This window comes from Arthrobacter sp. C152 (assembly GCF_054890965.1).
In genome coordinates this window covers 146,829-173,794 of sequence record NZ_JBTZSU010000005.1, presented here as the reverse complement: position 1 = coordinate 173,794, position 26,966 = coordinate 146,829, and the positions used below count along the sequence as shown (strand labels likewise).

The window sequence follows — 26,966 nt, the reverse complement described above, 5'->3', positions numbered from 1 at the left end:
ATACCTCTCCATAATCCGCTGCCGCCACCATAGCGTTAAGGACATCCCAGACCGCCCGCAATTTTGAGGACATCCCTGTGGCACCCCCACCGCCTTCGTCGGCCTCCGTCTCCCAACCAGTCATCGACGCGGCGGGTTCAGCGCCGCCGGACCACCAGACCCAGCCGCTGCCGGTCGTGGCGGAGCGCCTTCCATGGCGGCACACGTTCATCTCCCTGAGGGTGCCCAACTTCCGGATCTTCGTCGTCGGCCACTTCATCGCCGTCGTTGCCCTCTGGATGCAGCGCATTGCCCAGGACTGGCTGGTGCTGCAGCTCTCGGGGTCCGTGACGGCCGTCGGCTTCACCGTGGCGCTGCAGTTCCTGCCGTCCCTGCTGCTCGGCCCCTGGGGCGGCATGATCGCCGACCGGTTCGCGAAGCGGAAGATCCTCATCCTCTGCCAGTCCGTGGCGGCCATCCTCGCCGCTGCCCTGGCCACGCTCGCCCTCACGGGTGCCATCGAGGTGTGGCATGTCTACGCGATTGCCCTGGTGCTGGGGCTGGTCACGGTCCTTGACCAGCCGGCCCGGCAGGTCTTCGTCAACGAACTTGTTGGGCCGGCCTTCCTGCGCAACGCCATCAGCGTCAACTCCACCACCTTCCAGCTGGGCGGCCTGATCGGTCCGGCGCTTGCCGGCCTGCTCCTGACGGCGGTGGGGGCGGGGTGGGCCTTTGGCGCCAATGCCGTGGCCTGCTGCTCCACCGTGACGATGCTGCTGATCCTGCGCAAGGACCAGCTCCACGTCAGCGCCCCGGCGCCCAAAAGCAAGGGAATGCTCCGCGAGGGGCTGCGCTACGCGCTCAGCAAGCCCACCATCTACTGGCCCTGGCTGATGGCCGGGTTTATTTCGGTGTTCGCGATGAGCCTGCCCGTGCTGCTTGCCGCCTTCGCGGACCACGTCTTCGACGCCGGCGCGGGCGGGTACGGCCTGCTCAACGCCCTGGTGGCCCTCGGGGCGCTGTCCGGCGCGGTGGCATCCACCCGCCGCCGCCAGCTCCGGCTGCGGTCCGTGGTGTTCTGCGCCGGAATGTACGGGCTCATGCTGTGCCTGGCGGTGCTGGCGCCGTCGATGGCGTCGTTTGGGGCGGTGATGGTGCTGTCCGGCTTCTGGTGCCTGATGTTCCTGACCGGATCCAACCAGCTGGTGCAGGTCAGCTCCAACATGGCGGTCCGCGGGCGCGTGATGAGCCTGTACATCATGGTGCTGATCGGCGGCCAGGCACTCGGAGGCCCCATGCTGGGCTGGATCGCCGAGCATGCCGATCCGCATGTAGCGCTGCTGGTCTCCGGCGGAGTGCCCGCGCTGGCTGCCGTGACGGTGGCCGCGATACTGGCACGGAAGGGCTCGCTGCAGCTGCGGGTGGATTGGCGGGACTGGCGGCATCCGCTGCGGATTGCCCGGCGGGCCGCTGCCTGAGGCGGTGCGCCGCTGTGCGGCAAGGCCAGGGTGGAGCGGCTGACGGGAATCGAACCCGCGTATCAAGCTTGGGAAGCTAGCGCTCTACCATTGAGCTACAGCCGCGCTGCCGCCGCTCGTGCGGGGCAGAACTTAGCTTAGCGCAGATCCGCCGGCTGCCCGCCCACGCCACGGCCGGCCGCTGCGTGTCCTGTCATCCGCGGCGTCATCCAGTAACTCTTCAATAACGTCGGCGGTGCCGGCTAGGTGGGGGCGATGGGCGCTGGCTAACCTGATCCCCGGGTAGCCGCCGCATTGGGGGAGACGGCTATTGCGGCCGCCGACGTCAACAACAGGAATTATCTTCATGGCAATCGCAGAGCACGAGGTCCTCATAGAGCGCGACGCCATGGCCGTCTACCAGTTCCTCCTTGACGCCACCAACCTTCCGCTGTGGCGCGACGATGTCCGCAGCGTGAAGCTCGCCCAGGGGCCGGCCGGTGCCGCGGGTGCCGTCTACCGGAAGATGGTGGCGGGACGCTCCGGGCTGAGCATCCCCGCGGAACTGGAGATCACCCATGCCCGCCCGGGCGCCGAAATCCGGTTCCACATCGTTTCCGGGCCCGCCACCCGCTGGGGTGGCTACTACCTCAGCACCGAGAACGCCGGCACCCGCGTCCGGTTCGCGCTGGAGGCCAAGCGCGAGGGGCGGTTCGGCTTCTTCGACCGGTTCAGTTTGGTGAGCGGGATGCTGCAGCGCCGTGTCAGCTCGGATGTTGCCCAGCTGGAGCGGCTCAAGGACGTGCTGGAACTCGAACCGGCCCTCTGACTCCTCCTACTGCGCCAGCCGCTGCCCGGTCCACGGGCCGGCAATGTTCGACGGCGACGCGAGGCTTCCGCCGGTGAGGTCCCAGTACTGCACAACATCGTTTGCCCGGCGCAGGGCCACGCCCGTGGAGTTCAGTCCCGTGACATTGCGCAGCGCCCGGATCCCGGTGACGTCCGTCCAGCCGGTTGCCACGGTGGGGCGTGTCTCGGCCCGGAGCGCCGTGGTGCCCCAGCCGCGGTACAGTTGCACGCTGCCGTCCGTCTTCAGCGCCAGGAGGTCCTGGAACCCGTCGGCGTCGTAGTCGACCATGGACAGCCGCGAGGCCGAAATGCCAGTGGCCACGGTGGCCCGCTCCGCGAGGTCGCCGGTGCCCTTGTTCGGGTAGAGGAACAGGTTTCCGTAGCCGTCCAGCGCCAGGATCTGGGGCATCCTGTTGTTCGCGCACCAGCCGCCCACGGCCAGCGTCAGCGTGTCCCATCCTCCGGTGCCGAGGGTGACGGGTGCCTGGAACCCCCCGGTGGCGACGCCCCGGTGCAGGGTCAGGTTGCCGTTGGTCCACTGGGTCAGGACGTCGTAGGTGCCGTCCCGGTCCCAGTCGGTGACGAAGACTTCCTTGGCGCCGGTGAAGCCCGACCCGATTACCTTGGCCGCGGCGTAGGAGCGGACTCCGGTGGACGCCCTGTCCAGCAGTTGCCCGGATGAGTTGACCGAGACGAGGTCTGCCGGGCCCGTGATGGCGGCAGCGGCGAGGTTCAGGGTTGGCGGCATGTGCTTGACGGGCGCATCGCACACGCTGGGGACCGGCGGCGGGAAGGCGTTGCCGGTGCCCGCCCCGGGGGAGTCGAGCGTGCCGGCCGGCAGCGTGGTGTAGCCGAAGAAGTTCACCACGCCCCAGATCTGGTACGTGGAATTGGTGTAGGAAATGCCGGCGCCCATCACGTTGAACCGGGGGTCCAGCAGCATGGCGTTGTGGCCCGGGGAGCCCTTCCACCATTCCACCAGCTGGGCGGCATCACGGTCGGTGCGGATGGCGATCACCTCGCCGGCACCCTTGTCCGGGTTCAGCGCGCGCGGGTCGAGCCAGAAATTCGCCCGGTGCTCGATCACTTCACGGGTGGCAATACTGTCCGACCACTCCTGCGACATCCCGGCCACGGTGGGGTGGTACTTCACCTTGTTCAGCCCGTTGGCCACCCGGTACTCGTTGATCCTGTTGAATACGGTGAGGATGGCAGCCGCGTTGCTGTCCGGCACCAGGGCTTCGGTCCTGGCAACGTCCTGCCCGGATTCCGGGGCGGCAAGCTGTGTGGTGGAGGGCGCAGCCAGTTCCCCGTCCGGTGCCCACAGCGGTGGAATGGACACTGTTTCGGGAGCCGGGGCCGTGGGTGCTGGTCCGGTGGGTGCTGCCGCGGTCGGCGCGGGCTCCTGCGTGGTGGCCTCAGCAGTCGCCGTGCCGGCAGCAGGATCGGTGGTTGCGGGACCAGCGGTTGCGGGGCTGGCCGGTGATGCGGCGCGGATGTCCGGGTCCACGGCCGGGGTGAGGGGCCCCAGGGCCGAACCCGCGCTGCCCGGGACCGCGCCGGCGTCGTTGACTATGGGCGCAGCCAGGGAGATGCCCTGCGTTCCCGCCGCCTGGCCAACGGGCGGCGCCAGCGGTGCGGAGGCGGACGTGGAGACCAGCGCCAACGCACAGAGCACGCCAATGAAAGAGGGTGCAACCAATCTATTCACAACATCCCCAGCTCTGTTACGCCATCCGGGAGACCATCCGGCGGCTATCACTGGCAACATTAGCCCCAGAGGGCTACAGCAACAACGAAAAAATCGGGCTGGGGATAACCGATACGGTAATTTGGGACGGTGCTGATCTCTGACCGCGACATTCGTGCCGAAATTGACTCCCAGCGGATCGTGCTGGAACCCTTCGAACCGGCGATGGTGCAGCCGTCGTCGGTGGATGTCCGGATCGATAAATTCTTCCGGTTGTTCGACAACCACAAGTACGCCCACATCGATCCCGCGCAGGAGCAGCCCGAGCTCACGCGCCTGGTGGAGGTGGAGCAGGACGAGGCGTTCATCCTGCATCCCGGCGAATTCGTGCTGGGCTCCACCTACGAAACTGTCACGCTGCCCGATGACATCGCCGCCCGCCTGGAGGGCAAGTCGTCCCTGGGCCGCCTTGGCCTGCTGACCCACTCCACCGCCGGGTTCATCGACCCTGGTTTCTCCGGCCACGTGACCCTTGAACTCTCCAATATGGCCACCCTGCCCATCAAGCTGTGGCCGGGCATGAAGATCGGCCAGCTGTGCTTCTTCAGGCTGAGCTCCGCCGCGGAGTTCCCGTACGGCAAGGGCGAATACGGCAACCGCTACCAGGGCCAGCGCGGACCTACTGCCAGCCGCAGCCACCTGAACTTCCACCGCACCAGCATCTAGCGCCGCACCGCCGCCAGCCGGCAGGGACCTACGCCTGGGCCGCGACCGCCGGCTTCCGGGCAAACGCCTTGGTCAGCGGCTCCACGTAGCGCGCGGCCAGCGGTCCCATCACGGCCATGATCAGCACATAGGTGGTGGCCAGTGCCGCGAGTTCGCGCGGGACCACGCCGGAGGCCACGGCCAGGCCCGCGATGACGATCGAAAATTCGCCGCGGGCCACGAGCGCGGCGCCGGCGCGGAAACGGCCCGGCCTGGCGATGCCGGCGCGCTTGGCCGCCCAGATGCCCGTGGCCATCTTGGTGGCGGCGGTGGCCACGGCCAGGACCAGCGCCCAGCCGAGCACCGGCGGGATGGTGGCGGGATCGGTGTTGAGCCCGAATGCCACGAAGAAGATGGCCGCGAACAGGTCCCGCAGCGGTTCGAGGACCCGGGTGGCGCTGTGCGCCGTGGACCCGGAAATGGCGATGCCCAGCATGAAGGCACCCACCGCGGCGGACACCTGCATGGCGGACGCCGCGCCCGCCACGAGCAGGGCGGCGCCCAGGACGTTGAGCAGGAAGACCTCTGAGTTCTCGCTGTGGACGGCCTTGGAGACGTGGTGCCCGTGCCGCAGCGCCACCATGAGGACCGCGCTCACCACGGCCAGCGCGATCCCGACGGTGGTCAGGCCGCCGAGGAAACTCACCCCGGCCAGGGTGGCCGTGAGGATGGGCAGGTAGATGGCCATGGCCAGGTCCTCGAAGACGAGGATGGACAGCACCACGGGCGTCTCGCGGTTGCCCAGCCGGCCAAGGTCCGTGATGACCTTCGCGGCGATGCCGGAGGAGGATATGTACGTGACCCCGCCCATCACCATGGCGCCGACGAAGCCCCAGTGCAGGAACAGGGCAAGCGCGGCGCCCGGGACGAAGTTGAGGACCAGGTCAAGGACGCCCGCCTGCCAGGAACCGCGGAGCCCCGTGAAGAGCTCCGCGGCCGTATATTCCAGGCCGAGCATAAGCAGGAGGAGGATGACCCCGATCTCGCCCGAAAGGTGTGCGAACTCGTGCATACCTTCGAGCTTGACGATGCCGCCGGCACCAAACGCGAGGCCGCCCAGCAGGTAGAGCGGGATGGGCGACATCCCGATCCGCCCGGCCAGCCTGGCCAGGAGGCCGAGGCAGAACACAACGGCCCCCAGTTCGATGAGGGTCAGGGCCAACGGGTCCATTGGACTTAGCCGTGGCGCAGGATATTGGCCGCCGAATCCAGGCCTTCCTGGGTACCCACCGCCACCAGCAGGTCACCCGGGTGGAGTACGACGTCGGGCCCCGGCGACGGCAGCACCTCACCTTCGCGCATGATCGCCACGATCGAGACGCCGCACCGGGTGCGGATGCAGGCCTTGCCCATGGGCTGGTTCTGGAACGGGGAATCCGCGGCGATGGAGAACTGGCGGGTGACGATGCCCGGGACGTCCTTGTGCTCTTCGGCCAGCTTCATGGCCAGGTGCTGGCCGCCCAGGAGGTTGCCGAGGGTGGCGGCTTCATCGCTGGTCAGCGGGACGGACGCCTGGCAGGTGTCGGGGTCGTCCCAGGTGGAAATGATGAGCTCCGTCTGGCCTTCCCAGCGTTCCACGACGCCGATGCGGCGGCCGGAGGCTGTCATGAAGTCCTTCCGCATGCCAAGGCCCGGGAGGTTGGTTTCTTCCACGTTCATGGTTCCAGCCTAGTCTGCCAGGCAACACCTGGCCGGGCTGTGCACCAAGGGCGAACGCCGGTGCCGGCGCCGCCGGGGACGCTGCCGTCAGGTAAGCGGAACCACCGCGATGGGGGCCTTGTCCGGGGACTTCACCGGCAGCAGGACAAGAAGTCCGGCCAGGAGCACCACCATGATCCCCAGGATGCCCCAGCGCTGGGCCTGTCCTGCCGGCACCAGCGGAGTGGCCACCGTGATGCAGAGGGTGAACAGGGCCGGGGCCAGGAAGCTGACCGCCCTGCCCGTGGTGGCGTAGAGCCCGAACAGTTCCCCCGACTCGCCATGCGGGGCGAGCCGTGCGAGGTAGGCGCGGGAGGAGGACTGGGCAGGGCCGACGAACAGGCAGAGGAACAGCCCGAACACCCAGAATGTGGTGCTGCCGGCCCAGTCCAGGCCGAAGACGGTGTACGTGCCGTTCCCCAGGAGCAGGATCGCCGTACCCGCGACCAAAAGCCCGGCCAGCGAGCCGGTGATGACGGTCTTGGGGCCCACCCTGTCGTCCAGGAAGCCGCCGATCACCGCCCCGACGGCCGCCACGACGTTCCCGAAGATGGCGAAGAAGATCACCTGGGACAGCGTAAAGCCGAACGTGCCGGCGGCGATGATGCCGCCAAAGGTGAAGACCGCCGCGAGTCCGTCCCGGAACACGGCGCTGGCGAGCAGGAAATAGATGGTGTGCGGGCTGGTGGCGTAGATCGCCCTGATCCGCCGGAACAGCAGGCCGTAACTGGCCAGGAACCCCAGGCGCGCGGCCTGCGGTGTGCGCGGCAGCTCGGGTACCGCGAAGAGGACGGGGAGGGCGAAGACGAAGAACCACAGGGCGGAGAAGACGGCAACCAGCCGGATGTTGAGGCTGTCCTGGGTGGATGATCCGAACCACTGGAACGCCGGCTGGACGAAAAGCTGCAGCACGGCCAGGAGCGCCACGATGCCGCCCAGATAGCCGGCGCCCCAGCCTAAACCGCTGACCTTTCCGATGTTCCGCGGCGTGGAGACCTGGGCGAGCATGGCGTTGTAGTTAACCCCGGCAAACTCGAAGAAGACGTTGCCCAGCGCGATCAGGCAGACGCCCAGGAGCAAAAATTCCGGCCGCGGGAAGACGAAGAAGCACAGGCCCGTAAGGATGGCGACGGCGGCGGAGTTGACTCCGAGCCACAGCTTGCGCCGGCCCCCGGCATCAGAGCGCTGGCCGGTGACCGGCGCCAGCAGCGCGATGGCAAAACCGGCGACCGCCAGGGCCGCCCCCAGGACGGCGGAGGCGCTGTCCTCGCCGCCGAAGGCGTTCGAGGTCAGGTACACGGTGAAGACGAACGTGGTCATCACGGCATTGAAGGCCGCCGAACCCCAGTCCCACGCGGCCCATGCCAGGACCCGTCCCTTGCTGGCGGAAGAGGTTCCGGCTTCGAGTTCCGAGGCGGGCTGCATCGCCCCGGGAGCGCTGGCGCTGTTCATACGGTGCATCGTATCCGCCCGTGGCGAACACCTGGCGGACGCCGGGCCCCTGACAGCGGGGAATTCCGCGCCAGCACCGGGCGGGGCCAGGGGGTTGGCGCAAGAGCCTTGATAAACTGGCCACTCCCGGATCCAACTTTTTGCCGCCTGCTCCAACTTTTGACAATCGAATCCCTGACGTTGCGGAGAAACCAGTGATAACAGTCCTTGCCGTGCACTTTTCGGTGGCTGTCCTGGCGCCCTTCCTCTTCCGGGTGTGGGGGCGCAACGCTTTCTATGCACTGGCCGCTGTCCCCGCTGCCTCGTTCGGCTGGCTTCTCCTCCAGCACGGCCCCGTCTACTCCGGATCCGGTGCGGTGGCAGAGGTCTTCGAGTGGATCCCCGGGCTGCACCTTGAGCTTGCCTTCCGGATGGATGCGCTGGCCTGGGTCATGTCCCTGCTGGTCCTCGGCGTCGGTTCGCTGGTCCTGGTGTACTGCGCCCGGTACTTCAAGAAGAAGGACCAGGACCTCGGCGCCTTCGGCGCCCAGCTGCTGGCCTTCGCCGGGGCGATGTTCGGCCTGGTGGTGGCCGATGACCTGCTGCTGCTGTTCATCTTCTGGGAACTGACCACCATCCTGTCCTACCTGCTGATCGGCTTCGCCCGCACGCGGCTGGCGGCCCGCCGGTCCGCGCTGCAGGCCTTGATGGTCACCACCGCTGGCGGCCTGGCGATGCTGGTGGGCCTGGTCATGCTCGGCTATGCCGCCGGAACCTACCGCGTCTCCAGCATCCTGTCGCAGGCGCCCACGCTCGTGTCCGGCCCGTACGCCGCCATGGTGGGCACCGCCGTCGTACTCATCCTGGTGGGCGCCATCACCAAGTCGGCGCTGGTGCCTTTCCATTTCTGGCTGCCCGGCGCCATGGCCGCGCCCACCCCGGTCAGTGCCTACCTGCACGCCGCCGCGATGGTCAAGGCCGGCATCTACCTCGTGGCGCGGCTGGCGCCGGGCTTTTCGGACACCGCCTACTGGCAGCCCGTGGTCCTCGGGCTGGGCCTGGCCACCATGCTGGTGGGCGGCTACCGGGCGCTGCGGCAGACCGACATCAAACTCATCCTCGCCTACGGCACCGTCAGCCAGCTGGGCTTCCTCACCATGGTGGTGGGCCTCGGCACGCCCGATGCCGCCCTGGCGGGCCTGGCCATGCTGCTGGCCCACGGCCTGTTCAAGGCCACGCTCTTCCTGGTGGTGGGCATCATCGACCACCAGTCGGGGACCCGCGACGTGCGCAAGCTGTCCGGCGTCTTCACCTCGTCGCGGGCGCTGGGCATCGTGGCGGGCATCGGTGCCGCGTCGATGGCGGGGGTTCCGCTGCTGGCCGGGTTCGTGGCCAAGGAATCGGTGCTTGAAGCGTTTGTCCACCATGCCGCGGACCCGCACTCCGGGCCGTGGGGGATGGTGGTCCTGGCCGGCCTGGTGGTGGGGTCCATCCTGACCTTCGCCTACAGCGCACGCTTCATGTGGGGCGCGTTCGCGGCCAAACCGGGGGTGGAGCCCACGCCGTTCAAGCCCATCAGGCCCTCCTTCCTCGCCGCCCCCGCGGTCCTCAGCCTCCTCACCATCGTGTACGGCGTGTGGCCGGTGCCGGTGGACGCATGGATCCAGCCGTACGCTGCGCTGTTCGCTGCCACAGCGCCCGACGCCGGCACCCCCGGAGAGCAGGCAGGGCACCTCGCGCTGTGGCACGGGTTAACCCCGGCGCTGGGCTTGACGGCCGTCACCTTCGTGCTGGGCGTGGCCATGTATGCCGGGCGCCGGACCGTGGCGCGGCTGCAGTCCCTGGTCCCGGCCTGGGTGGACGGCGACCGCGCCTACCAGCTCACCATCGGCGCGCTGGATGATGCCGCCGTGTGGATCACCGGCCGGACCCAGCGCGGTTCGCTGTACTACTACCTGGCCGTGATCCTCAGCGTGGCGTTCGTACTGCCGCTCGCCGCGATCCTGCTGGCCGGCAAGGACCTGCCGGCGAACATCTACCTGGTGGACCCCAACTCCCCGCTGCAGCTGGTGGCTGGCCTGGGAATCGTCATCGGCGCGCTGGCCGCCGTCCGGGCCAACAAGCGCTTCCTGGCCGTGCTGATGGTGTCCGTGACCGGCTACGGCATCGCGCTGCTGTTCGCCCTCCAGGGCGCCCCGGACCTGGCCCTGACCCAGATGCTGGTGGAGACGATCATCCTGGTGGCGTTCGTGCTGGCCATGCGCAGCCTTCCCGCCGAGCTCCGCGACCGCACCGGCGGCAAATACCGGGTGGTGCGCGTCATCATCGGGCTGGGGTTCGGCGTGACCATGGTGTTCGCGGCCATCTTCGCCATGGGTGCCAGGACCGCCATCCCGGTCTCCCACCAATTCCCCGAGCTCGCCTATGAGGGCGGCGGCGGCCTGAACGTGGTCAACGTGACCCTCGTCGACATCCGGGCGTGGGACACGTTCGGCGAAATCAGCGTCCTGGCGCTCGCCGCCACCGGTGTAGCGAGCCTGATCTTCGTGCGCGGCCGGGGCGAGCGCCTGCAGTCCTCCGCGTCCGTGGCGGAGGGCACGGTCGGTCGCTTCCACGGCGTGGACCCCGGGTCCCGCGACGGCGCCGCGCTGGCCGTGAGCCGGAAGTTTGCCGCCGCCGCGCGCGACCCCTGGATCGTTGCCGGGCGGACGCTCGCTCCGGAACGGCGGTCCATCATCTTCGAGGTGGTCACCCGCCTGATCTTCCACTCCATGATCATCTTCTCCCTGTACCTGCTGCTGGCCGGCCACAACCTGCCCGGCGGGGGCTTCGCGGGCGGCCTCACCGCCGGCCTCGCCCTGACCATCCGGTACCTGGCGGGCGGGAGGTTCGAACTCCGGGAGGCAGCGCCCCTGAGCGCCGGCGCGCTGCTGGGTACCGGCCTGGCGCTCGCCGCCGTCTCCGGCGTGATGCCCCTGCTGCTGGGCGGCCAGGTGTTCCAGTCCGCCATCATCGAAATCTGGCTCCCGGTATTCGGGGACATCAAGTTCGTCACCTCCACCATCTTCGATATCGGCGTGTACATCGTGGTGGTTGGCCTGGTGCTGGATGTGCTCCGGAGCCTGGGCGCGGAAATCGACGAGAACTTCGAGCAGCGCTCAGCCGCGTCAGGGCGCGAACGGGGCCGGCAACACGCCCCCGAACTGCCACCGGAAGAGGCGCCGGGCGCGATGCCTGCCGAGACCACCGCAAAGGGCAAAGCATGAGCATCAACCTGACCCTGCTGATCGTCATGGGTGCCCTGTACGCCTGCGGGATCTACCTGATCCTGGAACGCAGCCTGACCCGCGTGCTGCTGGGCCTGATGCTGCTGGCGAACGCCACCAACCTGCTGATCCTGGCTACGGGCGGCTACGCGGGCCTGGCCCCGCTGTTCGCCAAGGACATCCCGGCCCGGGACTACAACGATCCACTGCCGCAGGCCCTGATCCTGACCTCGATCGTGATCTCCTTCGCGGTCACGGCGTTCATGCTCGGCATCATCTACCGCACCTGGGTGCTGGCGCGCCAGGACGACATCCAGGACGACGTGGAAGACCTCCGGGTGGCCGAAACTCCCAGCTTCGACGCCGAGGACGACGCCGAGGTGCCCGCCGAGACATCCGAGTTCCCGCTGGCAGCGGCCATCGTCGGGGGCCGGGAAATTCCCGCGGAGGATGCCGCGTCGGAGGAACAGCCCGGCTCACTCAACGTCGATCCCCGGCCCATCAAACGCAGCCCGGAAGGAGGCGGACAGTGAACATCGCAACCCTGGCTCCGCTCGCCGTCGTACTTCCCATCCTGGGCGCCGCCCTGACCTTCCTGCTGATCCGGCACTCACGAGCCCAGCGGGCGGTCAGCATCGCGCTGCTGTCCCTGACCCTGGCGCTCGAATGCCTCCTGCTGGCCTCCGCATGGGAGAGCGGGACCGCCGCGGTTTCCATCGGCGGCTGGCTGCCGCCCTGGGGCATCGTGATGGTGGTGGACCAGTTCTCCTCGCTGATGCTGGTGGTCTCCTCCGCGGTGAGCCTCGCCGTGCTGGTCTACGCCACCGGGCAGGGCATGGCCGACGGCGACCAGGACGCCCCCGTTTCGATCTTCCACCCCACCTACCTGATCCTGGTGGCGGGGGTGTCCAACGCCTTCCTCTCCGGCGACCTGTTCAACCTGTACGTCGGGTTCGAAATCCTGCTCACGGCGAGCTACGTGCTGATGACCCTGGGCGGCACCGGCCCGCGCATCCGGGCCGGCGTTACCTACGTCGTGGTGTCGGTGGTGTCTTCGGTGCTGTTCCTGATCGCCATCGCCATGGTCTACGGCGCCACCGGAACCGTGAACATGGCCGACCTCGCCATGAAGCTGGGCGACCTGGACCAGGGCACCAGGACGCTGCTGCACGTCATGCTGCTGGTGGCGTTCGGCATCAAGGCCGCCGTGTTCCCGCTGTCCTTCTGGCTTCCGGACTCCTACCCCACGGCCCCCGCCCCGGTCACCGCCGTGTTCGCGGGCCTGCTCACCAAGGTGGGCGTCTACGCGATGGTCCGGACCGAGACGCTCCTGTTCCCCGGCGACGCCTTGAACACGGCCCTGATGGTGGCGGCGCTGCTCACCATGGTCGTTGGCATCCTGGGCGCGCTGGCGCAAAGCGACATCAAGCGTCTGCTCTCGTTCACCCTGGTCAGCCATATCGGCTACATGGTGTTCGGCCTGGCCATGTCCTCCGCCGCCGGGCTGGCGGCGGCAGTCTTCTACGTTGCACACCACATCACCATCCAGACCAGCCTGTTCCTGGTGACCGGGCTGATCGAACGCCGCGGCGGCAGTTCCTCCGTGGACCGGCTGGGCGGCCTGGCCAAGCTCTCGCCCCTGCTGGCGCTGCTGTTTTTCATCCCCGCCATGAACCTCGCCGGGATCCCGCCGTTCTCGGGGTTCCTGGGCAAGGTGGGGCTGCTGCAGGCCGGCGTGGAACTGGGAACACCGCTGGCTTACGCCCTGGTGGTCGGCGGGGTTGTCACCAGCCTCCTGACCCTGCTGGCCATCGCCCGCGTATGGAACCGTGCCTTCTGGCGGAGCCCCACCGACGCCGAGCATCCTGACCCCGTCCTCCTTGCCTCCCCGTCCAGGGTGTCCGGGCCCGGAGCCAAGCTCAACAACGCCGTGACACTGCTGCCGCGCACCATGGTGGGGTCGACCATGGGGCTGGTGGCCATCGGCGTTGCGCTGACCGTCTTCGCCGGGCCGCTGTTCGAGCTGTCCGGACACGCGGCACGGGACATGCTGGACCGCACCCCGTACATCCAGTCGGTCCTGGGCGGTTCCCCCGTCCCGGCCACGCCCGTCGTGGGAGGAGGACGATGAGCCGGCAAAGAATTTCCCTGCGCCAGGAGCTGCCGCTGCTGGTGTGGCTGGTGATCGTCTGGGGGGCGCTGTGGCAGGACTTCAGCCCCGGCAACCTGCTGTTCGGCGCGCTCCTGGCGGTGGGAGTCGCCAGGCTGTTCTACCTCCCGCCGGTGGAGCTCAGTGGCCGGTTCAACATCCTCTATGCCGTGCCCTTCGCGCTGGCATTCCTGGGCAAGGTGGCGGTGGCCAGCGCCCAGGTCCTCTACCTTGCCGTGGCCCGCGGCCCCAGGGTCACCAACGCGGTCGTCGCTGTCACGCTGCGGAGCCACCAGGACCTGATCGTCACCGCGACGGGGCACGTGATCTCCCTGATCCCGGGTTCCTTGGTGGTGGAGGTGGACAGGTCCACGTCCACCCTCTACCTGCATGCCATCAACATCACCTCCCGGGACGACGTGGAAAGCCTGCGGAACGAGGTGCGGTCCATCGAGGCCGGCCTGATCCGCATCATGGGCTCCCGCGAGGAACTCGAAGCCGTACGAACGGAGGCAGCCGCATGATGCAGGCAGTCCTGGCCGTGACAGCCGTCATCCTTTCCCTGGCCGCCGCGGGGGCGATCATCAGGATCGCGCGCGGCCCCTCGCTGCTGGACCGGGTACTCGCGGCCGACGTGCTGCTCGCCATCCTGGGCGCCGCCCTGTGCATCGACATGGCAGTGAACCGCCACCTGAACAACCTCATGCTGGTGGTGGCCATCTCCATCATCGGCTTCATCGGGTCCGTGACAGTGGCCCGCTTCGTTGCCGACCGGAGGGTTGACCCCAATGAATCCTGACTTCTCCGGCCCCGATGCCTGGATCGACGTGGCCTCGGCCGTCTTTATGGTGGTCGGCGCCCTGATGTCCCTCGCGGCCGCCGTCGGCCTGCTGCGCTTCCCGGACCTGCTGACCCGGATGCACGCGGCCACCAAGCCCCAGGTCCTGGGCCTGTTCCTGCTGCTGGCAGCCATAGGCCTGCAGCTGAGGACGTGGTGGGTGTGGCCGGTGCTGCTGGTGGCCTGGATCTTCCAGCTCCTCACGGTCCCCGTGTCCGCGCACATGGTGGGCCGGGCGGGATACCGCACCAAGCACCTGCACCGGGAACTGCTCAGCGCGGACGAACTCGAGGCCGTCGTGCAAAAAGCCGCCGCCGAGGCTGCCCGCGGGGACGGCTCCGGCGACGGCGGTGCGCGCTAGGTCCTAGACGATGTCCTGGCTCTTGGCGAAGCGTGCGATGGCGCGCTGGGTGCCGCGGTTGGCCAGGACCTGGATGATGGCGCTGACCGACGCCGAAATCAACGCGAAGGTCAGGGCCGAACGCAGGCTGGTGGGGACATCCTCGTTCTTGCCGGTGGGCGCTTTCTGCCCGGTGGTCTTTTCCCAGACGGTGTTGACCACCTTGGTTCCGGCCAGGCCCGCGAGCAGGCTCACCCCGGTTCCGAGCAGCTTGATGAAAAGGTTCATTCCCAGTACTCCTTGACGGCGGAAAGCGGACTGCCTCCAGCCTAACCGCTGACCCCGGGCGGCCCGGCCAGGCCCGCCCGCCCTATCCGTCCAGAGCCGAGCCGAGGACGTCCCGGAGGGCTTCCACCACCAGGTCGTGGTCCTGCACCTGGGGCAGCCCGGAAACGGTGACGGTGGCCACCGCTCCCACTCCCGTGACGAAGATGGGGAAGGCACCCCCGTGCGCGGCGTAGCGGGACTGGTCGAACCAGGCGTTGTCTTCAATCCGGCCGCCGCCCAGCCGGCCCCGCAGGCCCACCAGGAGCGACGGCACCTCGTACCGTGCGGCGGTGCGCTGCTTGGCCCGGATCCAGTGGCCGTTGTCAGGCGTGGCGCCCGGCAGTGCGACATGGAAGAGGACTTGCTCGCCCTTGGTGATGTCGATGGCGATGGGAAGGTCCCGCTCCTTGCCCAGTTCCACGAGGAGGAGGCCAAGGTTCAGGGCGTCATCCGGGGAAAACCCGGGGAACTGCAGCTCCCGGACCTCCGCCTCGACGCGGGCGATCAACGCCTCCAGGGACCCTTCGGGCTGCGTGTCGAGGGAATCCGGATCGAACTCGGTCACATGCGGCGGATTGGCACTCATGCCCCACAATCTACCCCTCGCCAGGTGTAAACTTGACCACGCCCGCAAGGGCTGAAATACACGCCTGAATTGAACCAAAACCACCATTTACAACGACAGGGGAGCGCCGCCGTCGGCATCCCGGCCAGGCCGGGAAACCGCAGGTGGGCGCTGAGAGTGCGGACCGCCGCAGACCCTCGAACCTGATCCGGTTAGTACCGGCGCAAGGGAGTCGAGTTCTCGAAGTGATTGGCAACGGCAGTCAATGCCGGATTGCCTCGCTTTCCCCTCCTGTTACCCAGGAGGATCACATGAGCACAGCAGCAATCAAGAAGACCACCAGCAAGTCCTGGCGCGTCGTGGACATTGTGGTGGCGGCCCTCGTCGCCATCGCCGGCGGCGTCATTTTCTGGGCCTGGTCCCAGGGCGCGGCCGCGGTATCCGTGCCGATGAACGCGGCCTACCCGCCCCTGACCGGCCTCATCGCCGGCGGCTGGATGATCCCGGGTGTCCTGGGGATGCTGATCATCCGCAAGCCCGGAGCCGCGCTGTTCTGCGAAACCGTGGCAGCCACCGGTGAACTCCTCATGGGTTCGCAGTATGGCACGTCCGTCCTGTTCTCCGGCTTCGTCCAGGGCCTGGGCGCGGAGATCGTCTTCGCGATCTTCGTCTACCGCAAGTTCAACCTGCCCGTGTCCCTGCTGGCCGGTGCGGCATCCGGCCTGTTCTGCGGCCTGAACGACTCCTTCGCGCCCTGGGGCTGGAACATCGCCTACTCCGGCGCGGACAAGCTGGCCTACATCGTCTTCTGCATGGTCTCCGGAGCCATCATCGCCGGCGCTCTGTCCTGGATCGCGACCCGCGGCTTGGCCCGCACCGGGGTCCTGAGCTCCTTCGCCTCGCGCAAGGCCGCAACGGAGCCCGTCTTCTCCTGATGCCCGCCGCTTCCCAGGACGCCGGGGCTCCCGCCAGGCCTGCCGCCATCACCGCCCGAGGCTGGGGCTGGCGGCATGCCGGCAGGTCCAAGCCGGCCGTCAACGCCCTCAACCTTGACATCAGCCCGGGGGAGCGCGTGCTCCTGCTGGGTCCCTCCGGCGCCGGAAAGTCCACGCTCCTGCATGCCCTTGCCGGGGTGCTGGGGGATGTGAATGACGACGGCGAGGCGGGGGATGCCGACGAGGCGGGTTCGCTGCTGGTCGACGGGGAGTCCCCGCGCGCCCGGCGCGGCCATGCCGGGCTGATGCAGCAGGACCCGGAGACCCAGGTGGTCCTGTCGCGGCTGGGTGACGACGCCGCCTTCGGCGCCGAGAACCTCGCGGTGCCCCGCGACGCCATCTGGGCGCGCGTACACGAGGCGCTGGACGACGTCGGGCTTGCCCACCTTCCGCTGGACCACCCGACGTCGGCCTTGTCCGGCGGGCAGAAGCAGCGCCTCGCGCTGGCCGGCATCCTTGCCATGCGCCCCGGACTGATCCTGCTGGACGAACCCACCGCCAACCTGGACCCGGACGGAGTGCTGGAAGTCCGCGACGCCGTCGCCCGCTGCCTCGACAAGACCGGGGCCACGCTGGTGGTGGTGGAACACCGGGTATCCGTGTGGAAGGACGTCGTGGACCGGATCGTGGTCCTGCAGCCCGGCTCCGCCACTGAGGATGCCGTACTCCTGGACGGCCCGCCGGACCGCGTCCTTGCAGAGGCCCGGACCATGCTCGCTGCCGCGGGAGTCTGGGTGCCCGGTTACGTGCCGGCAACCCGAAGCCGTGCGGCAGTTCCGGCCGCCGGGGCGGGCAACCTCCTGCTGGCCGCCGAGCAGCTTGCCGTTTCCCGCGAGCGTCCGCGCCGCAGCGGCTTCCGGAAGGTGCCGCCGGTCCCGGTCCAGGAAGGCCTCACGGCCCAGGTCCGGGCGGGGGAGGCGCTGGCCATCACCGGGCCGAACGGTGCCGGTAAATCGACCTTCGCCCTGACGCTCGCCGGCCTGCTGGAACCGGTGGCAGGGACGGTGTCCGCCACGCTGGACCTGAGCCGCGGCGCGGGCATCGATCCGTACAAGTGGAAGGCCGAACAGCTGATTTCGCGGGTTGGCACCGTGTTCCAGGAGCCGGAGCACCAATTCGTGACGGGCAAGGTGCTCGATGAACTGCGCTTCGGCCCACGCCACCTGGGCCACGGCGGGGAACGGGTCGACGAGCTGCTGGAGCGGCTCCGGCTGACCGCCCTGGTGGATGCCAACCCGTACACCCTGTCCGGCGGCGAGAAGCGGCGGCTGTCCGTAGCCACCGTCCTGGCCGCCAGCCCGCAGGTCCTGGTGCTGGACGAGCCCACCTTCGGCCAGGACGCCAACACCTGGGCGGAGCTGGCATCGTTCCTGTCCGAACTACTGGACGCCGGCACCGCGGTGGTCTCCGTGACGCACGATGCCGAGTTCACCGCCGCCCTGGGCGGGGCCGAACTGCGGATGGCCGCGGCGGAAGCGGTGGCGCCATGAGGCAGCAACTCACCCTGCGCGGCAACCACGCGCTCCTGACCCGGGCCAACCCGCTGAGCAAGTTCGCCGCCGTCGTGCTCATCACGGCGGTCCTGGCGCTGTCCATCGACTGGGTCTCCGCCTCGGTGGCCCTGGCGTTCGAGGTGCTCCTGTTCCCGCTTGCCGGCCTGACGCCGTCCCTGTTGTGGCAGCGCGGCTGGCCGCTCATCCTCGCCGCCGCCATCGGGGGCTGGAGCACCTCCATCCTGGCTCCGGACAGCGGGAGGATCCTGCTCGACGTCGGCATCTGGAGCATGAGCGAGGGGTCCCTGCAGCTGGGGATCGGGTTTTTACTCCGCGGGTTCGCCATCGCGCTTCCCGCGGTGCTGCTCATGAGCTGCACCGATCCCACGGACCTCGCCGACGCGCTGGCGCAAAAGGCGCGGCTGCCGCACCGCTTCGTCCTGGGAACCCTGGCCGCGATGCGCCTGGTGGGCCTGATGGCTGAGGAATGGCAGACCATCGGCATGGCCCGCCGGGCCCGTGGCGTTGGCTCCCGCGGCAACGTGGCCCAGCGCGTAAAGGCAACGCTGGGGCAAAGCTTCGGCCTGCTGGTGCAGGCGATCCGCCGTGCGTCCCGGCTGGCGATGACCATGGAGGCCAGGGGATTCGGGGGCGGGCCGCGGACCTGGGCCCGAGAATCCACCTACAGCGCACTGGACGTGTGGGTGCTCGCCGGCGGTGTCCTGGTGGCCGGGCTTGCCCTGGCGGCCGCCGTATCCGCGGGGACGTGGAACATGGTCTGGCTCGGCAGCTAGCGCCGGCAGCCTATCGCATCTACCGGGTAGTACCTGACTCCTTGTTGCTCTCCGGTCGCGTCGGGGCGCCGGGATAACTCATAAATGATATATTTGTGTCATGACGCAGGAGACCGCCGAACACGTTGCCGCCATGCTCAGGGACGCCCGGAGCGAGAAGGGCTGGACCCAGGGCCAGCTCGCCGCCGAACTCGGCACCAGCCAAAGTGCTGTCGCCAGGATGGAGCAGGGCAAGCAGAACCTGAGCCTGAAGATGATCCAGCGGCTGGAGAACATCTTCGAGCGGAGCATCGTCAATGTGGGCAAGCCGCAGATGACCCACCTGCGCGTGGAGGGCGGACGCACCCTGTCCGGCGCCGTGGACGTGAACAGCAGCAAGAATGCCGGCGTGGCGCTGCTGTGCGCCAGCCTGATCAACCGCGGCACCACCGTACTCCGCCGCCTCGCCCGCATCGAGGAGGTCAACCGCATCGTCGAGGTGCTGACCAGCATCGGCGTCGAATGCACGTGGCTTAACGACACCGACCTCCGCCTGCGCCGCCCTGCAGTCCTTGACCTGGACGCCATGGACGTTGACGCGGCACGCCGCACCCGCAGCGTCATCATGCTGCTGGGGCCGCTGCTGGACGAGTCCAGGGAGTACCGGCTGCCCTACGCCGGAGGCTGCGATTTGGGTACCCGGACCGTGGAGCCGCACATGCAGGCGCTGCGCCAGTTTGGGCTTTCGGTGGAGGCCAGCGCGGGTTTCTACACGGTCCAGGCACCGCCCGCCGATACCCGCGACCGCTCCTTCGTCCTCACCGAACGCGGCGACACGGTCACCGAGAATGCGATCATGGCGGCCGCCCACCGTCCGGGAACCACCGTGATCCGCAACGCCAGCCCCAACTACATGGTGCAGGACCTGTGCTTCTACCTCCAGATGCTCGGCGTCACCATCGAGGGCGTGGGCACCACCACCCTGAAGATCACGGGGCGTCCGGTGATCGACGCCGAGATCGAGTATTTCCCCTCCGAGGACCCCATCGAGGCCATGAGCCTCATCACCGCGGGCATCGTCACCAACTCGGAGGTGACGGTCCGCCGCGTACCCATCGAGTTCATGGAGATCGAGCTCGCCACGCTGGGCCAGATGGGCCAGCAGCTGGAGGTCTCCGAGGAGTACATGGCGCGCAACGGCCGCACCCGGCTGGTCGACGTGACCACCAAGCCCTCCGAGCTGAAGGCGCCGGAGGACAAGATCCACCCCATGCCGTTCCCGGGGTTGAACATCGACAACCTGCCGTTCTTCGCGGTCATCGCCGCGAACGCCACGGGCCAGACGATGATCCACGACTGGGTGTACGAGAACCGGGCCATCTACCTGACGGAGCTGAACCGGCTGGGCGCCCAGGTACAGCTGCTGGATCCGCACCGTATCTACGTCAACGGCCCCACCCGGTGGCGTGCCGCTGAGGTGGGCTGCCCGCCCGCCCTGCGTCCGGCCGCCTGCCTGCTGCTGGCCATGCTCGCGGCCAGGGGCGTCTCCGAACTGCGGAACATCTACGTGATTGAACGCGGATACGAGGATCTGGCCGAGCGGCTGAACACCATCGGGGCCAAGGTGGAGTACTTCCAGGACTGACCATTCACGGTTCGTCATGAAGGGCGGGGCGGCTTCACATCCACCGCCACTGTCGCAGAATGAACCTATGCGTACATTCGGCGTCGAGGAAGAACTCCTGATTGTTGATCCGGAGTCCGGAGAACCGCTTGCCCTGGCTGACGCGCTCCTGGCCGGCAAGAGGGTGGCGGCGGACGATTTCCCCGCGGACCCCGCGCTGCACCACACCGGAAAGCAGGGGGAGCACGACGACGAGATGGGCTTGAGTGCCGAGCTCAAGCTGGAGCAGATTGAGACACAGACCCGGCCCTGCCTCGATTACGACAGCCTGCTCGTCCAAATCCGGGCAGGCCGGACGCTCGCCGACCAGGCGGCCCAAAAACACGATGCCCGGGTGGCCGCGCTGGCCACGTCGCCGTTGGCGTCCACCAGCCACACCACCCCCGACCCCCGCTATGCCAGGATGCTGGAGCGGTTTGGCCTGACCGCACAGGAACAGCTGACCTGCGGCTTCCACGTCCACACCTACATCGAATCCCCCGAAGAGGGCGTAGCGGTCCTGGACCGCATCCGGGACAAACTCGCGGTACTGACGGCGCTCAGCGCCAACTCGCCCTTCTGGAACGGCGTCCCCACGGGTTTTGAAAGCTACCGCACGCAGGCCTGGAACCGTTGGCCCACGGCCGGCCCCGCAGGCATTTACGGGACGTACCCGGCTTACCGGCGGGTGGTGACGCGCCTGCTGGAGACCGGCGTCATGCTCGACGAGGGCATGCTGTATTTCGACGCACGGCTCTCCCGCAACCATCCCACCGTGGAAGTGCGTGTGGCCGATGTGTGCCTCCGCGCCGAGGACGCCGGGCTCATCGCTGTCCTGGTCCGGGCGCTGGTGGAATCGGCCAGCAGGGAATGGCGCCAGGAAGTGGACCCGGCGCCTGTTCCGACCGTGCTGCTGCGCATGGCCTCATGGCAGGCCAGCAGCGCAGGGCTCAGCGGTGAACTCCTGGATTTCGGCAACTTCCAGCCGGCGCCCGCCACTGACGTTGTCCGGTCCCTGGTGGACTACCTTGCGCCCGTCCTGGACGAACAGGGCGAGCTTGCCCTGGCCCGGCAGGGCATCGAGGACATCATCGCCCGGGGAACCGGGGCGGCCGAACAGCGCCGGGCCCGCGACAAGGCCCTGGCCGGGCCGCCGCCGGAGGACATGGGCTTCGGCGCCGTGGTCCGGCAGGCCGTCAACGTGACCATGCGCGGCGCGCTGGACCTCGCAGAGGTGGAAGGCGCGCCGGAACTGCTGAGGGTGCGGCAGTCCTAGGCTTCCCGGGCGGCTGTGGTGAAGCGCAGGAGCCTGACGCCGACGGCGATCTCCACCAGGTAGAACACGAACGGGGGGATGTCCTTGTAGCGCACGAGGATGCCGGCGAAGAGCGGCGCACTGGCGGCCGCACCCAGGGAGGTCCTGCCTTTGAGGGGTGAGGACTGCAGCGCCGCGCCCAGCAGGCCGACGCCGCAGGTTTGGAGGCCTGAGTACGTCAGGAAGGGCCACGCTGCGCCCCTTCGGTAGGCGAACTTCTCGATGTCCGCGGCACGGTTGGCCAGCGCCCAGACGAACAAGGGGCTGCCCGCCAGCAGGGCGGCGGCAGCGGCGGCCGCGAGATTCCGGGCCCGTACACGCTCCGCTTCATGGTCTGCGCCGTGGTTTTCCTGCCGCAGTTGCCGGGCAAGCCGCAGGAAACCCATGGGCGCGGCAGCCGTTCCCGCCGCCGCGAGGAACTGCCCCAGGGTCCACAGGCCGCGGTGGCGTTCGAGCATGGCCAGCCGCTGCTCTGCGCTCCTGGTGGAGTGGACGTTGCCGACCATGGCGATTCCCAGCAGCCAGCACGCGCCCGCCGCGATGCTGACCGCTCCCGCCCTGGCATATGGTTTTGACTGGGACATGGCCCGCCTCCTTCATAAACATTTTCGCCGCGCAGATTCCTTGTCGCAGCCCTTATTTTGGCGGCGACAATGACGTTCCGCGTCGAAAACGAAGAAAGTGTGCGGAAACTAGACCTGCTTGAGCGCCTGCTCCAGGTCGCGGATGAGGTCGTCCGCGTCCTCGAGGCCCACCGAGAGGCGGACCACGCCGTCGCCCAGGCCGATGGCAGCGCGGCCCTCGGGACCCATCGCCCGGTGCGTGGTGGTGGCCGGATGCGTGATCAGAGACTTGGAATCGCCAAGGTTGTTGGAGATGTCGATGATCCGCAGCCCGTCCAGCAGCGCGAACGCGGCGTCCTTCGCCGAACGGCCCGCGGAAGGGGCCAGTTCCAGGGTGAGGACCGTGCCGCCGGCACTCATCTGCTTCGCCGCCAGCGAGTACTGCGGGTGGGACTTCAGGAGCGGGTACTTCACCCAGCTCACCGCGGGCTGCTCCTCCAGCCACTCGGCCAGCCGCAGCGCGGTGGCGGAGGAGTGGCTGACGCGCAGGCTCATGGTTTCCAGGCCCTTGGTCAGCACCCAGGCGTTGAACGCGGACAACGCGGGGCCGGTGTGGCGCATCAGCTGCTTCACGGGGCCGTCGATGAACGCCTTGGTGCCCAGGATGGCGCCGCCCATCACCCGGCCCTGGCCGTCGATGTGCTTGGTGCCGGAGTAGACAATGACGTCGGCGCCGAGGTCGCCGCAGCGCTGCAGCAGGGGGGTGGCGAAGACGTTGTCGGCCACAACCTTGGCTCCGGCGGCGTGCGCCAGCTCGCTGACGGCCGCGATGTCCACGATTTCCTGCATAGGATTGGACGGGGATTCGAAGAAGACGGCGGCGGTGGGTTTGGACAGGGCCTCGCGCCACTGGTCCAGGTCCGGGCCGTCCACAAAGACGGTTTCCACGCCCCAGCGGGGGAGGATTTCGTTCAGGATCACGAAGCAGGAACCGAACAGGGACCGGGCGGCGACGACGCGGTCGCCGGCAGCCAGCAGGGCACCCAGGGCGGTGAAGACGGCGGACATGCCCGACGCCGTCGCAAAGCATGCTTCGGTGCCTTCGAGCAGGCGGAGCCGTTCCTGGAAGGTGGCGACGGACGGGTTGCCGTAACGGGAGTAGACGAACCGCTCATCCTCGCCGGTGAACGCGCGTTCGGCGGCTGCCGCGGACTCGTACACGAACCCGGAGTTGAGGAAGATGGCCTCGGACGTTTCCTGGAAGTTGGTGCGGTCGAGTCCGCCGCGGACGGCCTGGGTGTCTGCGCTCCAGCCGGAGGCGTCTGGGTTGAAGGTCACTTAGTTCTTTCCGAGGTTGGTGGGCAGGCCGCGGTTCTTCCAGCCGTTGACGGTCCGTTCGCCGTAGCGGTCAGGCTCCCCCTCGAAGCCCTCCAGCACGTTGTAGGACGTGAAGCCGGCCTGGGTCGCTGCAACGGCGGCGGCGATGGAGCGCTGGCCGGACCGGCACAGGAACACCAGTTCCGCGGTGGGGTCCTCGGGTGCCTGCTCCTTGAGGTCCTTGACGAAGTCGGGGTTGGGGATGCCGCCGGGGAAGGTCCACTGGATGAAGAGCGGATCATTGTCCGTCGCCTTGGTATCCGGGATGCCGATGTGCGCCCATTCACCTTCGGTGCGGACGTCCACCAGGATGGCGCCCTGCTCGAGCTTGGCCCAGGCTTCCTGCGGTGTGAGGTCTCCTGCGTAGCTCATGCGTGGCCCTCGCCGTCGAACTCGCCCTCAAAGTCGCCGTCGAGCTGGTCCACTGCGGTGGCAACCGCGGCGTCGGCGGAGGCGATGGCGGCCGGCAGGACCACTGCCTGGGCGACAATGACGCTGCTGCCGTTGAAGGTGGCGGCCGGGCTGCCGTGCAGCACGTAGCCTTCATCCAGGGCCGCGGAGATCCGCTCACAGAACGATCGGTCGTCCGGGCCAGTAATCAGGCGGTAGGACAGCTTGTCCTCAGGGGCAGGTGCGTCAGACACGACGGATCTCCTTCTCTCACGCTTGCAGCTCGAATCGGTCGATATGCCGAGTATTCACCTGAGGCACCCCGCCGCGAAAGGGAGGGTTGCCGACCGGCCAGTCAGGGCTTAGCGCCGGTACTCATTACTCCCCAGAAACGTAACATCTGACGCGCGGAGCCGCATTGCCGCCGTCGTCATGTTCCGTAATTGAGCGCCGGCCGCGCCCCTGCCCGCCGCCGGGCCCCGGACCGATAAAGTTCGTACCGGGGACCAACGCCCCGCGTCCACAGCATGAGTACCGGGGGGTCTTGCCAGCATGCGAGCATTCACGTCCTATCGCCACCGCGGGACCACCGTGGCCCGGCTTCGTCCGGCAGGAGCACTCCTTGCCGTGCTGCTGATGGCCGTCCTGGCTGTGCTGGCACCTGCGGGGACGGCCCGCGCCGCGGAGGGCGTTGGACCGGCCGCGCCGGAGGAGGGCAAGCCCTGGCTTGGGGCCACGCTGGAATGGGGCGAAGACACCGCCGCGGGCTTCGCGGACCGGCTGGGTGCGGTGCCGGCCGTCTTCGGGCACGACATCGCCATCCCGTTCCGCGACTCCGGGCGGAACGACATCGATGGCTTCCTGCGGCAGACGGCCGGCAAGGGAGCCAACGCCATGTTGACCGTAAAGCCAAGCGTTCCGCTGGACACGATCGGCGCTGCGGAAGCTGACGCCTTCGCCGCCGAAGTACGGGACCAGGCGGCGGGCTTCAACGGCCACTTGCTGGTCCGGTTCGCCCCGGACATGAATACCAGCTGGGTTGCCTGGGGCCAGCAACCGGCCGCGTACCGGCAGGCGTTCCAGGCCGTCGCCGGAGCGTTCAGGGCGTCCGACGGCGGCAAGGTCACCATGGTGTGGGCGCCTTACCTGGGCACGGGCTACCCCTTTGACCGCAGCCGCAGCGCACCGCAACCGGGGAGCGACGGCTTTGCGCTGCTGGACACCAACGGCGACGGCACCTGGAACGGCTCCGACGCCGCCTACGCTCCGTACTATCCAGGCGACGACGCCGTGGACTGGGTGGGACTGACCGCATTCCACGACGACACCGCCGGCGGGGCCGCCGTCAACACCGCTCCCCGTGCCGGCGAGCTCCAGGAGATGCTGACCGGGTCCGGCGGCGAAAACTTCTACGGCACGTACGCGGCCGGCCGGAACAAGCCGTTCCTGCTGCAGACCGCGGCCTTCTACAGCCCTTCCACCGGCGGCGCGCCGGAGGCCGACATCAAGGTGGGCTGGTGGGACCAGGCCGTGGGAACCGCCACGTCATCTGCTTTTCCCAAAACCGCGGCTGTGGTGTGGGACGAACGGACCAGCACCCGGGACACGGGTGTGGCCAGCATCAACTGGCTGCTCACCGGGAGCCCGGACATCGCCAAAGCCGCGCTGGCGAGGCTGAAGGCGTCCCCCATGGTGACCGGGCCGGTCAACGCGGTGGCTCCGGCGGAAGCCTATGTCCGCGCCAACACCCTCGGCGGGGCCGCCGTCTGGACGGTTGCCGCTGCCATGGCCATCCTCCTGGCAGCACTCTGGCAGATTCCGCGCCGGATCGGCGCGGCGACGGCGTGGAGCTACCGGGACCCGTCCGCGAGGGACTCCCGGGTGGACCTGCTGCGGGGCATGGCGATCGTGTTCGTGGTGGTCAACCACCTCGGCATGGCTTCACTGTTCCAGTTGCTGACGCAGGAGGCGGTGGGCTTCGTTTCCGGCGCCGAGCTTTTCGTCCTTTTCTCCGGGCTGGTGGTGGGCATGGTGTACGGGCCCAAGGCCCGGGAGGATTTCGGCACGGTGGTGGACCTGACGTCGCGCCGGGCCGGCAAGCTGTACCTGACGGCGCTGGCTGTGCTGGTCGGCGTCTTCCTGCTCTCGCTGCTGCCGGTCTTCAACGCCGCGGCTCTCACCACATTCGTGGACCAGGGGACAGGCGGCGCGGGGCACACCGGTGCCGGCCGCACCTACAACCTTTACCAGGGGATGGAATCGCTGTTCCAGTTCCCGGTGCCGCCCCAGGTGCTGCCGGCCATCCTGCTCCTGCAGTTCGGGCCATGGCAGTTCAACGTCATGGGCCTGTATGTGGTGCTCCTGCTGGCAAGCCCCCTGATCCTCGCGGCGCTCAACCGCGGCAAGGCGGTCTGGGTGCTGGCTGCCACGCTCCTGGTGTACGCCGTGGGCGCCGCCACCCGGTTCCGGATCCTTCCCTCGCAGTTCGAGGACTCCTTCCCGTTGCTGGTGTGGCAGGTGCTGTTCGTCATCGGCCTCGTGGCGGGCTACCACCGGCGCAGCATCCTGGCCTGGCTGCAGGCGCACACCTGGGTGGTGGCTGCCTGCACCGTGGCCGCCTTCGCGCTGGCCTTCCTGTCCTGGGGCAACCCCTACCTGGCCAACAGCTACGATGTCCGGCTGGCCCTGTTGCCGGACGCGGCCTACCGGTCCATGTACGATTCACTCTTCGCCCGCACGTACCTGGCTCCGGGCCGCCTGCTGAATGTCTTTGTCCTGGTGGTGGCCGCCTACGCCTTCCTCAGCGCGTACTGGACGCCGGTGCAGCGGGCCCTGGGATGGTTCCTGATTCCGCTGGGCCGGGCCACCCTGTACGTGTTCATCATGCACGTGGTGCTGATCGCCGTCGTCGCCAACATCCCGGCCCTGCAGCAGGGCAGCATCCTCCTCAATACCGCGGCCTACGTGGCGGTCCTGGGGTTGCTGTGGGTGATGGTCCGTACCAGGTTCCTGTTCCGGATCATCCCCACGTGAGCCGGGGCGG

The 26,966-nt window shown here is 68.4% G+C and carries 25 protein-coding genes, 1 tRNA gene and 2 riboswitches; of the genes, 15 read left to right on the top strand and 11 right to left on the bottom strand.

The features are described 5' to 3' along the window. Window positions 1-77: 77 nt before the first annotated feature. Entirely contained in the window at window positions 78-1,457 is a 1,380-nt protein-coding gene (locus ACYSM9_RS05600) for an MFS transporter (protein ID WP_461856018.1), read from the top strand. 31 nt (window positions 1,458-1,488) lie between these two features. Here the strand turns inward: ACYSM9_RS05600 and ACYSM9_RS05595 are convergent. Next, window positions 1,489-1,562: transfer RNA gene (locus ACYSM9_RS05595), tRNA-Gly, on the bottom strand. Between the two features lie 241 nt (window positions 1,563-1,803). On the opposite strand from ACYSM9_RS05595, the gene ACYSM9_RS05590 reads away from it, so the two are divergent. Then, a complete protein-coding gene (locus ACYSM9_RS05590) occupies window positions 1,804-2,265 on the top strand; it encodes an SRPBCC family protein (protein WP_461856017.1) in 462 nt (153 codons plus the stop codon). 6 nt (window positions 2,266-2,271) lie between these two features. Here ACYSM9_RS05590 and ACYSM9_RS05585 read toward each other — a convergent pair whose 3' ends face one another. Continuing rightward, on the bottom strand, window positions 2,272-3,996 hold the full coding sequence (locus tag ACYSM9_RS05585) for a CAP domain-containing protein (protein WP_461856016.1): 1,725 nt from the start codon (window positions 3,994-3,996) through the stop codon (window positions 2,272-2,274). 129 nt (window positions 3,997-4,125) lie between these two features. On the opposite strand from ACYSM9_RS05585, the gene dcd reads away from it, so the two are divergent. Then, window positions 4,126-4,701: a dCTP deaminase gene (gene dcd, locus ACYSM9_RS05580; RefSeq protein WP_461856015.1), complete on the top strand. Its 576-nt coding sequence runs from the start codon at window positions 4,126-4,128 to the stop codon at window positions 4,699-4,701. Window positions 4,702-4,729: 28 nt separating this feature from the next. Here the strand turns inward: dcd and ACYSM9_RS05575 are convergent, their stop codons facing one another. The 3 genes from ACYSM9_RS05575 to ACYSM9_RS05565 form a co-directional block, all read right to left on the bottom strand. Then, window positions 4,730-5,911, bottom strand: coding sequence for a cation:proton antiporter (locus ACYSM9_RS05575; RefSeq protein WP_461856014.1), 1,182 nt, complete (start codon window positions 5,909-5,911; stop codon window positions 4,730-4,732). A gap of 5 nt (window positions 5,912-5,916) precedes the next feature. Then, the gene (locus tag ACYSM9_RS05570; protein ID WP_461856013.1) at window positions 5,917-6,399 is read right to left on the bottom strand and encodes a cation:proton antiporter regulatory subunit; all 483 of its coding nucleotides are present in this window, start codon (window positions 6,397-6,399) and stop codon (window positions 5,917-5,919) included. An 87-nt stretch (window positions 6,400-6,486) separates the two neighbouring features. Beyond that, window positions 6,487-7,890, bottom strand: a complete 1,404-nt coding sequence (locus ACYSM9_RS05565) for an MFS transporter (protein WP_461856012.1) — start codon at window positions 7,888-7,890, stop codon at window positions 6,487-6,489. A gap of 194 nt (window positions 7,891-8,084) precedes the next feature. On the opposite strand from ACYSM9_RS05565, the gene ACYSM9_RS05560 reads away from it, so the two are divergent. From ACYSM9_RS05560 to mnhG, 6 genes are read left to right on the top strand one after another with little or no spacing between them, the layout of a single operon-like run. After that, window positions 8,085-11,135, top strand: a complete 3,051-nt coding sequence (locus ACYSM9_RS05560) for a Na+/H+ antiporter subunit A (RefSeq protein WP_461856011.1) — start codon at window positions 8,085-8,087, stop codon at window positions 11,133-11,135. Then, window positions 11,132-11,668 carry a Na(+)/H(+) antiporter subunit C gene (locus ACYSM9_RS05555; RefSeq protein WP_461856010.1) on the top strand — a complete coding sequence of 179 codons (537 nt, stop codon included), beginning with the start codon at window positions 11,132-11,134 and terminating at the stop codon, window positions 11,666-11,668. Before ACYSM9_RS05560 ends, ACYSM9_RS05555 begins: the two co-directional genes overlap by 4 nt. Then, the gene (locus ACYSM9_RS05550) at window positions 11,665-13,266 is read left to right on the top strand and encodes a Na+/H+ antiporter subunit D (RefSeq protein WP_461856009.1); all 1,602 of its coding nucleotides are present in this window, start codon (window positions 11,665-11,667) and stop codon (window positions 13,264-13,266) included. Before ACYSM9_RS05555 ends, ACYSM9_RS05550 begins: the two co-directional genes overlap by 4 nt. Then, window positions 13,263-13,808 (top strand): Na+/H+ antiporter subunit E, encoded by a 546-nt coding sequence (locus ACYSM9_RS05545; protein WP_461856008.1) that lies wholly within the window; start codon window positions 13,263-13,265, stop codon window positions 13,806-13,808. The genes ACYSM9_RS05550 and ACYSM9_RS05545 overlap by 4 nt, the downstream gene beginning before the upstream one ends. Next, entirely contained in the window at window positions 13,805-14,083 is a 279-nt protein-coding gene (locus ACYSM9_RS05540; protein WP_461856007.1) for a monovalent cation/H+ antiporter complex subunit F, read from the top strand. The genes ACYSM9_RS05545 and ACYSM9_RS05540 overlap by 4 nt, the downstream gene beginning before the upstream one ends. Further along, window positions 14,073-14,483: a monovalent cation/H(+) antiporter subunit G gene (mnhG, locus tag ACYSM9_RS05535; RefSeq protein WP_461856006.1), complete on the top strand. Its 411-nt coding sequence runs from the start codon at window positions 14,073-14,075 to the stop codon at window positions 14,481-14,483. The genes ACYSM9_RS05540 and mnhG overlap by 11 nt, the downstream gene beginning before the upstream one ends. 3 nt (window positions 14,484-14,486) lie before the next feature. Here mnhG and ACYSM9_RS05530 read toward each other — a convergent pair whose 3' ends face one another. Both ACYSM9_RS05530 and ACYSM9_RS05525 read right to left on the bottom strand, forming a co-directional pair. Beyond that, on the bottom strand, window positions 14,487-14,750 hold the full coding sequence (locus ACYSM9_RS05530; RefSeq protein WP_461856005.1) for a DUF4235 domain-containing protein: 264 nt from the start codon (window positions 14,748-14,750) through the stop codon (window positions 14,487-14,489). Window positions 14,751-14,832: 82 nt separating this feature from the next. Next, complete coding sequence (locus ACYSM9_RS05525; protein WP_461856004.1) at window positions 14,833-15,375, bottom strand: heme-degrading domain-containing protein; 543 nt, start codon at window positions 15,373-15,375, stop codon at window positions 14,833-14,835. Window positions 15,376-15,462: 87 nt separating this feature from the next. Continuing rightward, a riboswitch (TPP riboswitch) is annotated at window positions 15,463-15,602 on the top strand. A gap of 63 nt (window positions 15,603-15,665) precedes the next feature. Here ACYSM9_RS05525 and ACYSM9_RS05520 point away from each other — a divergent pair. The 5 genes from ACYSM9_RS05520 to ACYSM9_RS05500 all read left to right on the top strand — a co-directional run bounded on the left by ACYSM9_RS05520 (window position 15,666) and on the right by ACYSM9_RS05500 (window position 21,554). After that, on the top strand, window positions 15,666-16,289 hold the full coding sequence (locus ACYSM9_RS05520) for an ECF transporter S component (protein ID WP_221387407.1): 624 nt from the start codon (window positions 15,666-15,668) through the stop codon (window positions 16,287-16,289). Next, entirely contained in the window at window positions 16,289-17,839 is a 1,551-nt protein-coding gene (locus ACYSM9_RS05515) for an ABC transporter ATP-binding protein (protein ID WP_461856003.1), read from the top strand. Before ACYSM9_RS05520 ends, ACYSM9_RS05515 begins: the two co-directional genes overlap by 1 nt. Next, window positions 17,836-18,636: an energy-coupling factor transporter transmembrane component T family protein gene (locus tag ACYSM9_RS05510; RefSeq protein WP_461856002.1), complete on the top strand. Its 801-nt coding sequence runs from the start codon at window positions 17,836-17,838 to the stop codon at window positions 18,634-18,636. Before ACYSM9_RS05515 ends, ACYSM9_RS05510 begins: the two co-directional genes overlap by 4 nt. Window positions 18,637-18,736: 100 nt before the next feature. Then, window positions 18,737-20,260, top strand: coding sequence for a UDP-N-acetylglucosamine 1-carboxyvinyltransferase (locus ACYSM9_RS05505; RefSeq protein ID WP_461856001.1), 1,524 nt, complete (start codon window positions 18,737-18,739; stop codon window positions 20,258-20,260). Between the two features lie 67 nt (window positions 20,261-20,327). After that, the gene (locus tag ACYSM9_RS05500; protein ID WP_461856000.1) at window positions 20,328-21,554 is read left to right on the top strand and encodes a glutamate--cysteine ligase 2; all 1,227 of its coding nucleotides are present in this window, start codon (window positions 20,328-20,330) and stop codon (window positions 21,552-21,554) included. Here ACYSM9_RS05500 and ACYSM9_RS05495 read toward each other — a convergent pair. The 4 genes from ACYSM9_RS05495 to ACYSM9_RS05480 all read right to left on the bottom strand — a co-directional run bounded on the left by ACYSM9_RS05495 (window position 21,551) and on the right by ACYSM9_RS05480 (window position 24,177). Further along, window positions 21,551-22,177, bottom strand: a complete 627-nt coding sequence (locus tag ACYSM9_RS05495; protein WP_461855999.1) for a hypothetical protein — start codon at window positions 22,175-22,177, stop codon at window positions 21,551-21,553. The genes ACYSM9_RS05500 and ACYSM9_RS05495 overlap by 4 nt on opposite strands. Before the next feature lie 108 nt (window positions 22,178-22,285). Further along, on the bottom strand, window positions 22,286-23,494 hold the full coding sequence (locus tag ACYSM9_RS05490) for an O-succinylhomoserine sulfhydrylase (protein WP_461855998.1): 1,209 nt from the start codon (window positions 23,492-23,494) through the stop codon (window positions 22,286-22,288). Beyond that, window positions 23,495-23,905: a rhodanese-like domain-containing protein gene (locus tag ACYSM9_RS05485; protein WP_461855997.1), complete on the bottom strand. Its 411-nt coding sequence runs from the start codon at window positions 23,903-23,905 to the stop codon at window positions 23,495-23,497. It abuts the gene before it with no gap. Further along, window positions 23,902-24,177: a DUF1737 domain-containing protein gene (locus ACYSM9_RS05480; RefSeq protein ID WP_461855996.1), complete on the bottom strand. Its 276-nt coding sequence runs from the start codon at window positions 24,175-24,177 to the stop codon at window positions 23,902-23,904. Before ACYSM9_RS05480 ends, ACYSM9_RS05485 begins: the two co-directional genes overlap by 4 nt. A gap of 13 nt (window positions 24,178-24,190) precedes the next feature. Further along, window positions 24,191-24,306: riboswitch (SAM riboswitch) on the bottom strand. 169 nt (window positions 24,307-24,475) lie between these two features. On the opposite strand from ACYSM9_RS05480, the gene opgC reads away from it, so the two are divergent. Beyond that, complete coding sequence (opgC, locus tag ACYSM9_RS05475) at window positions 24,476-26,956, top strand: OpgC domain-containing protein (protein WP_461855995.1); 2,481 nt, start codon at window positions 24,476-24,478, stop codon at window positions 26,954-26,956. Window positions 26,957-26,966: the final 10 nt, after the last annotated feature.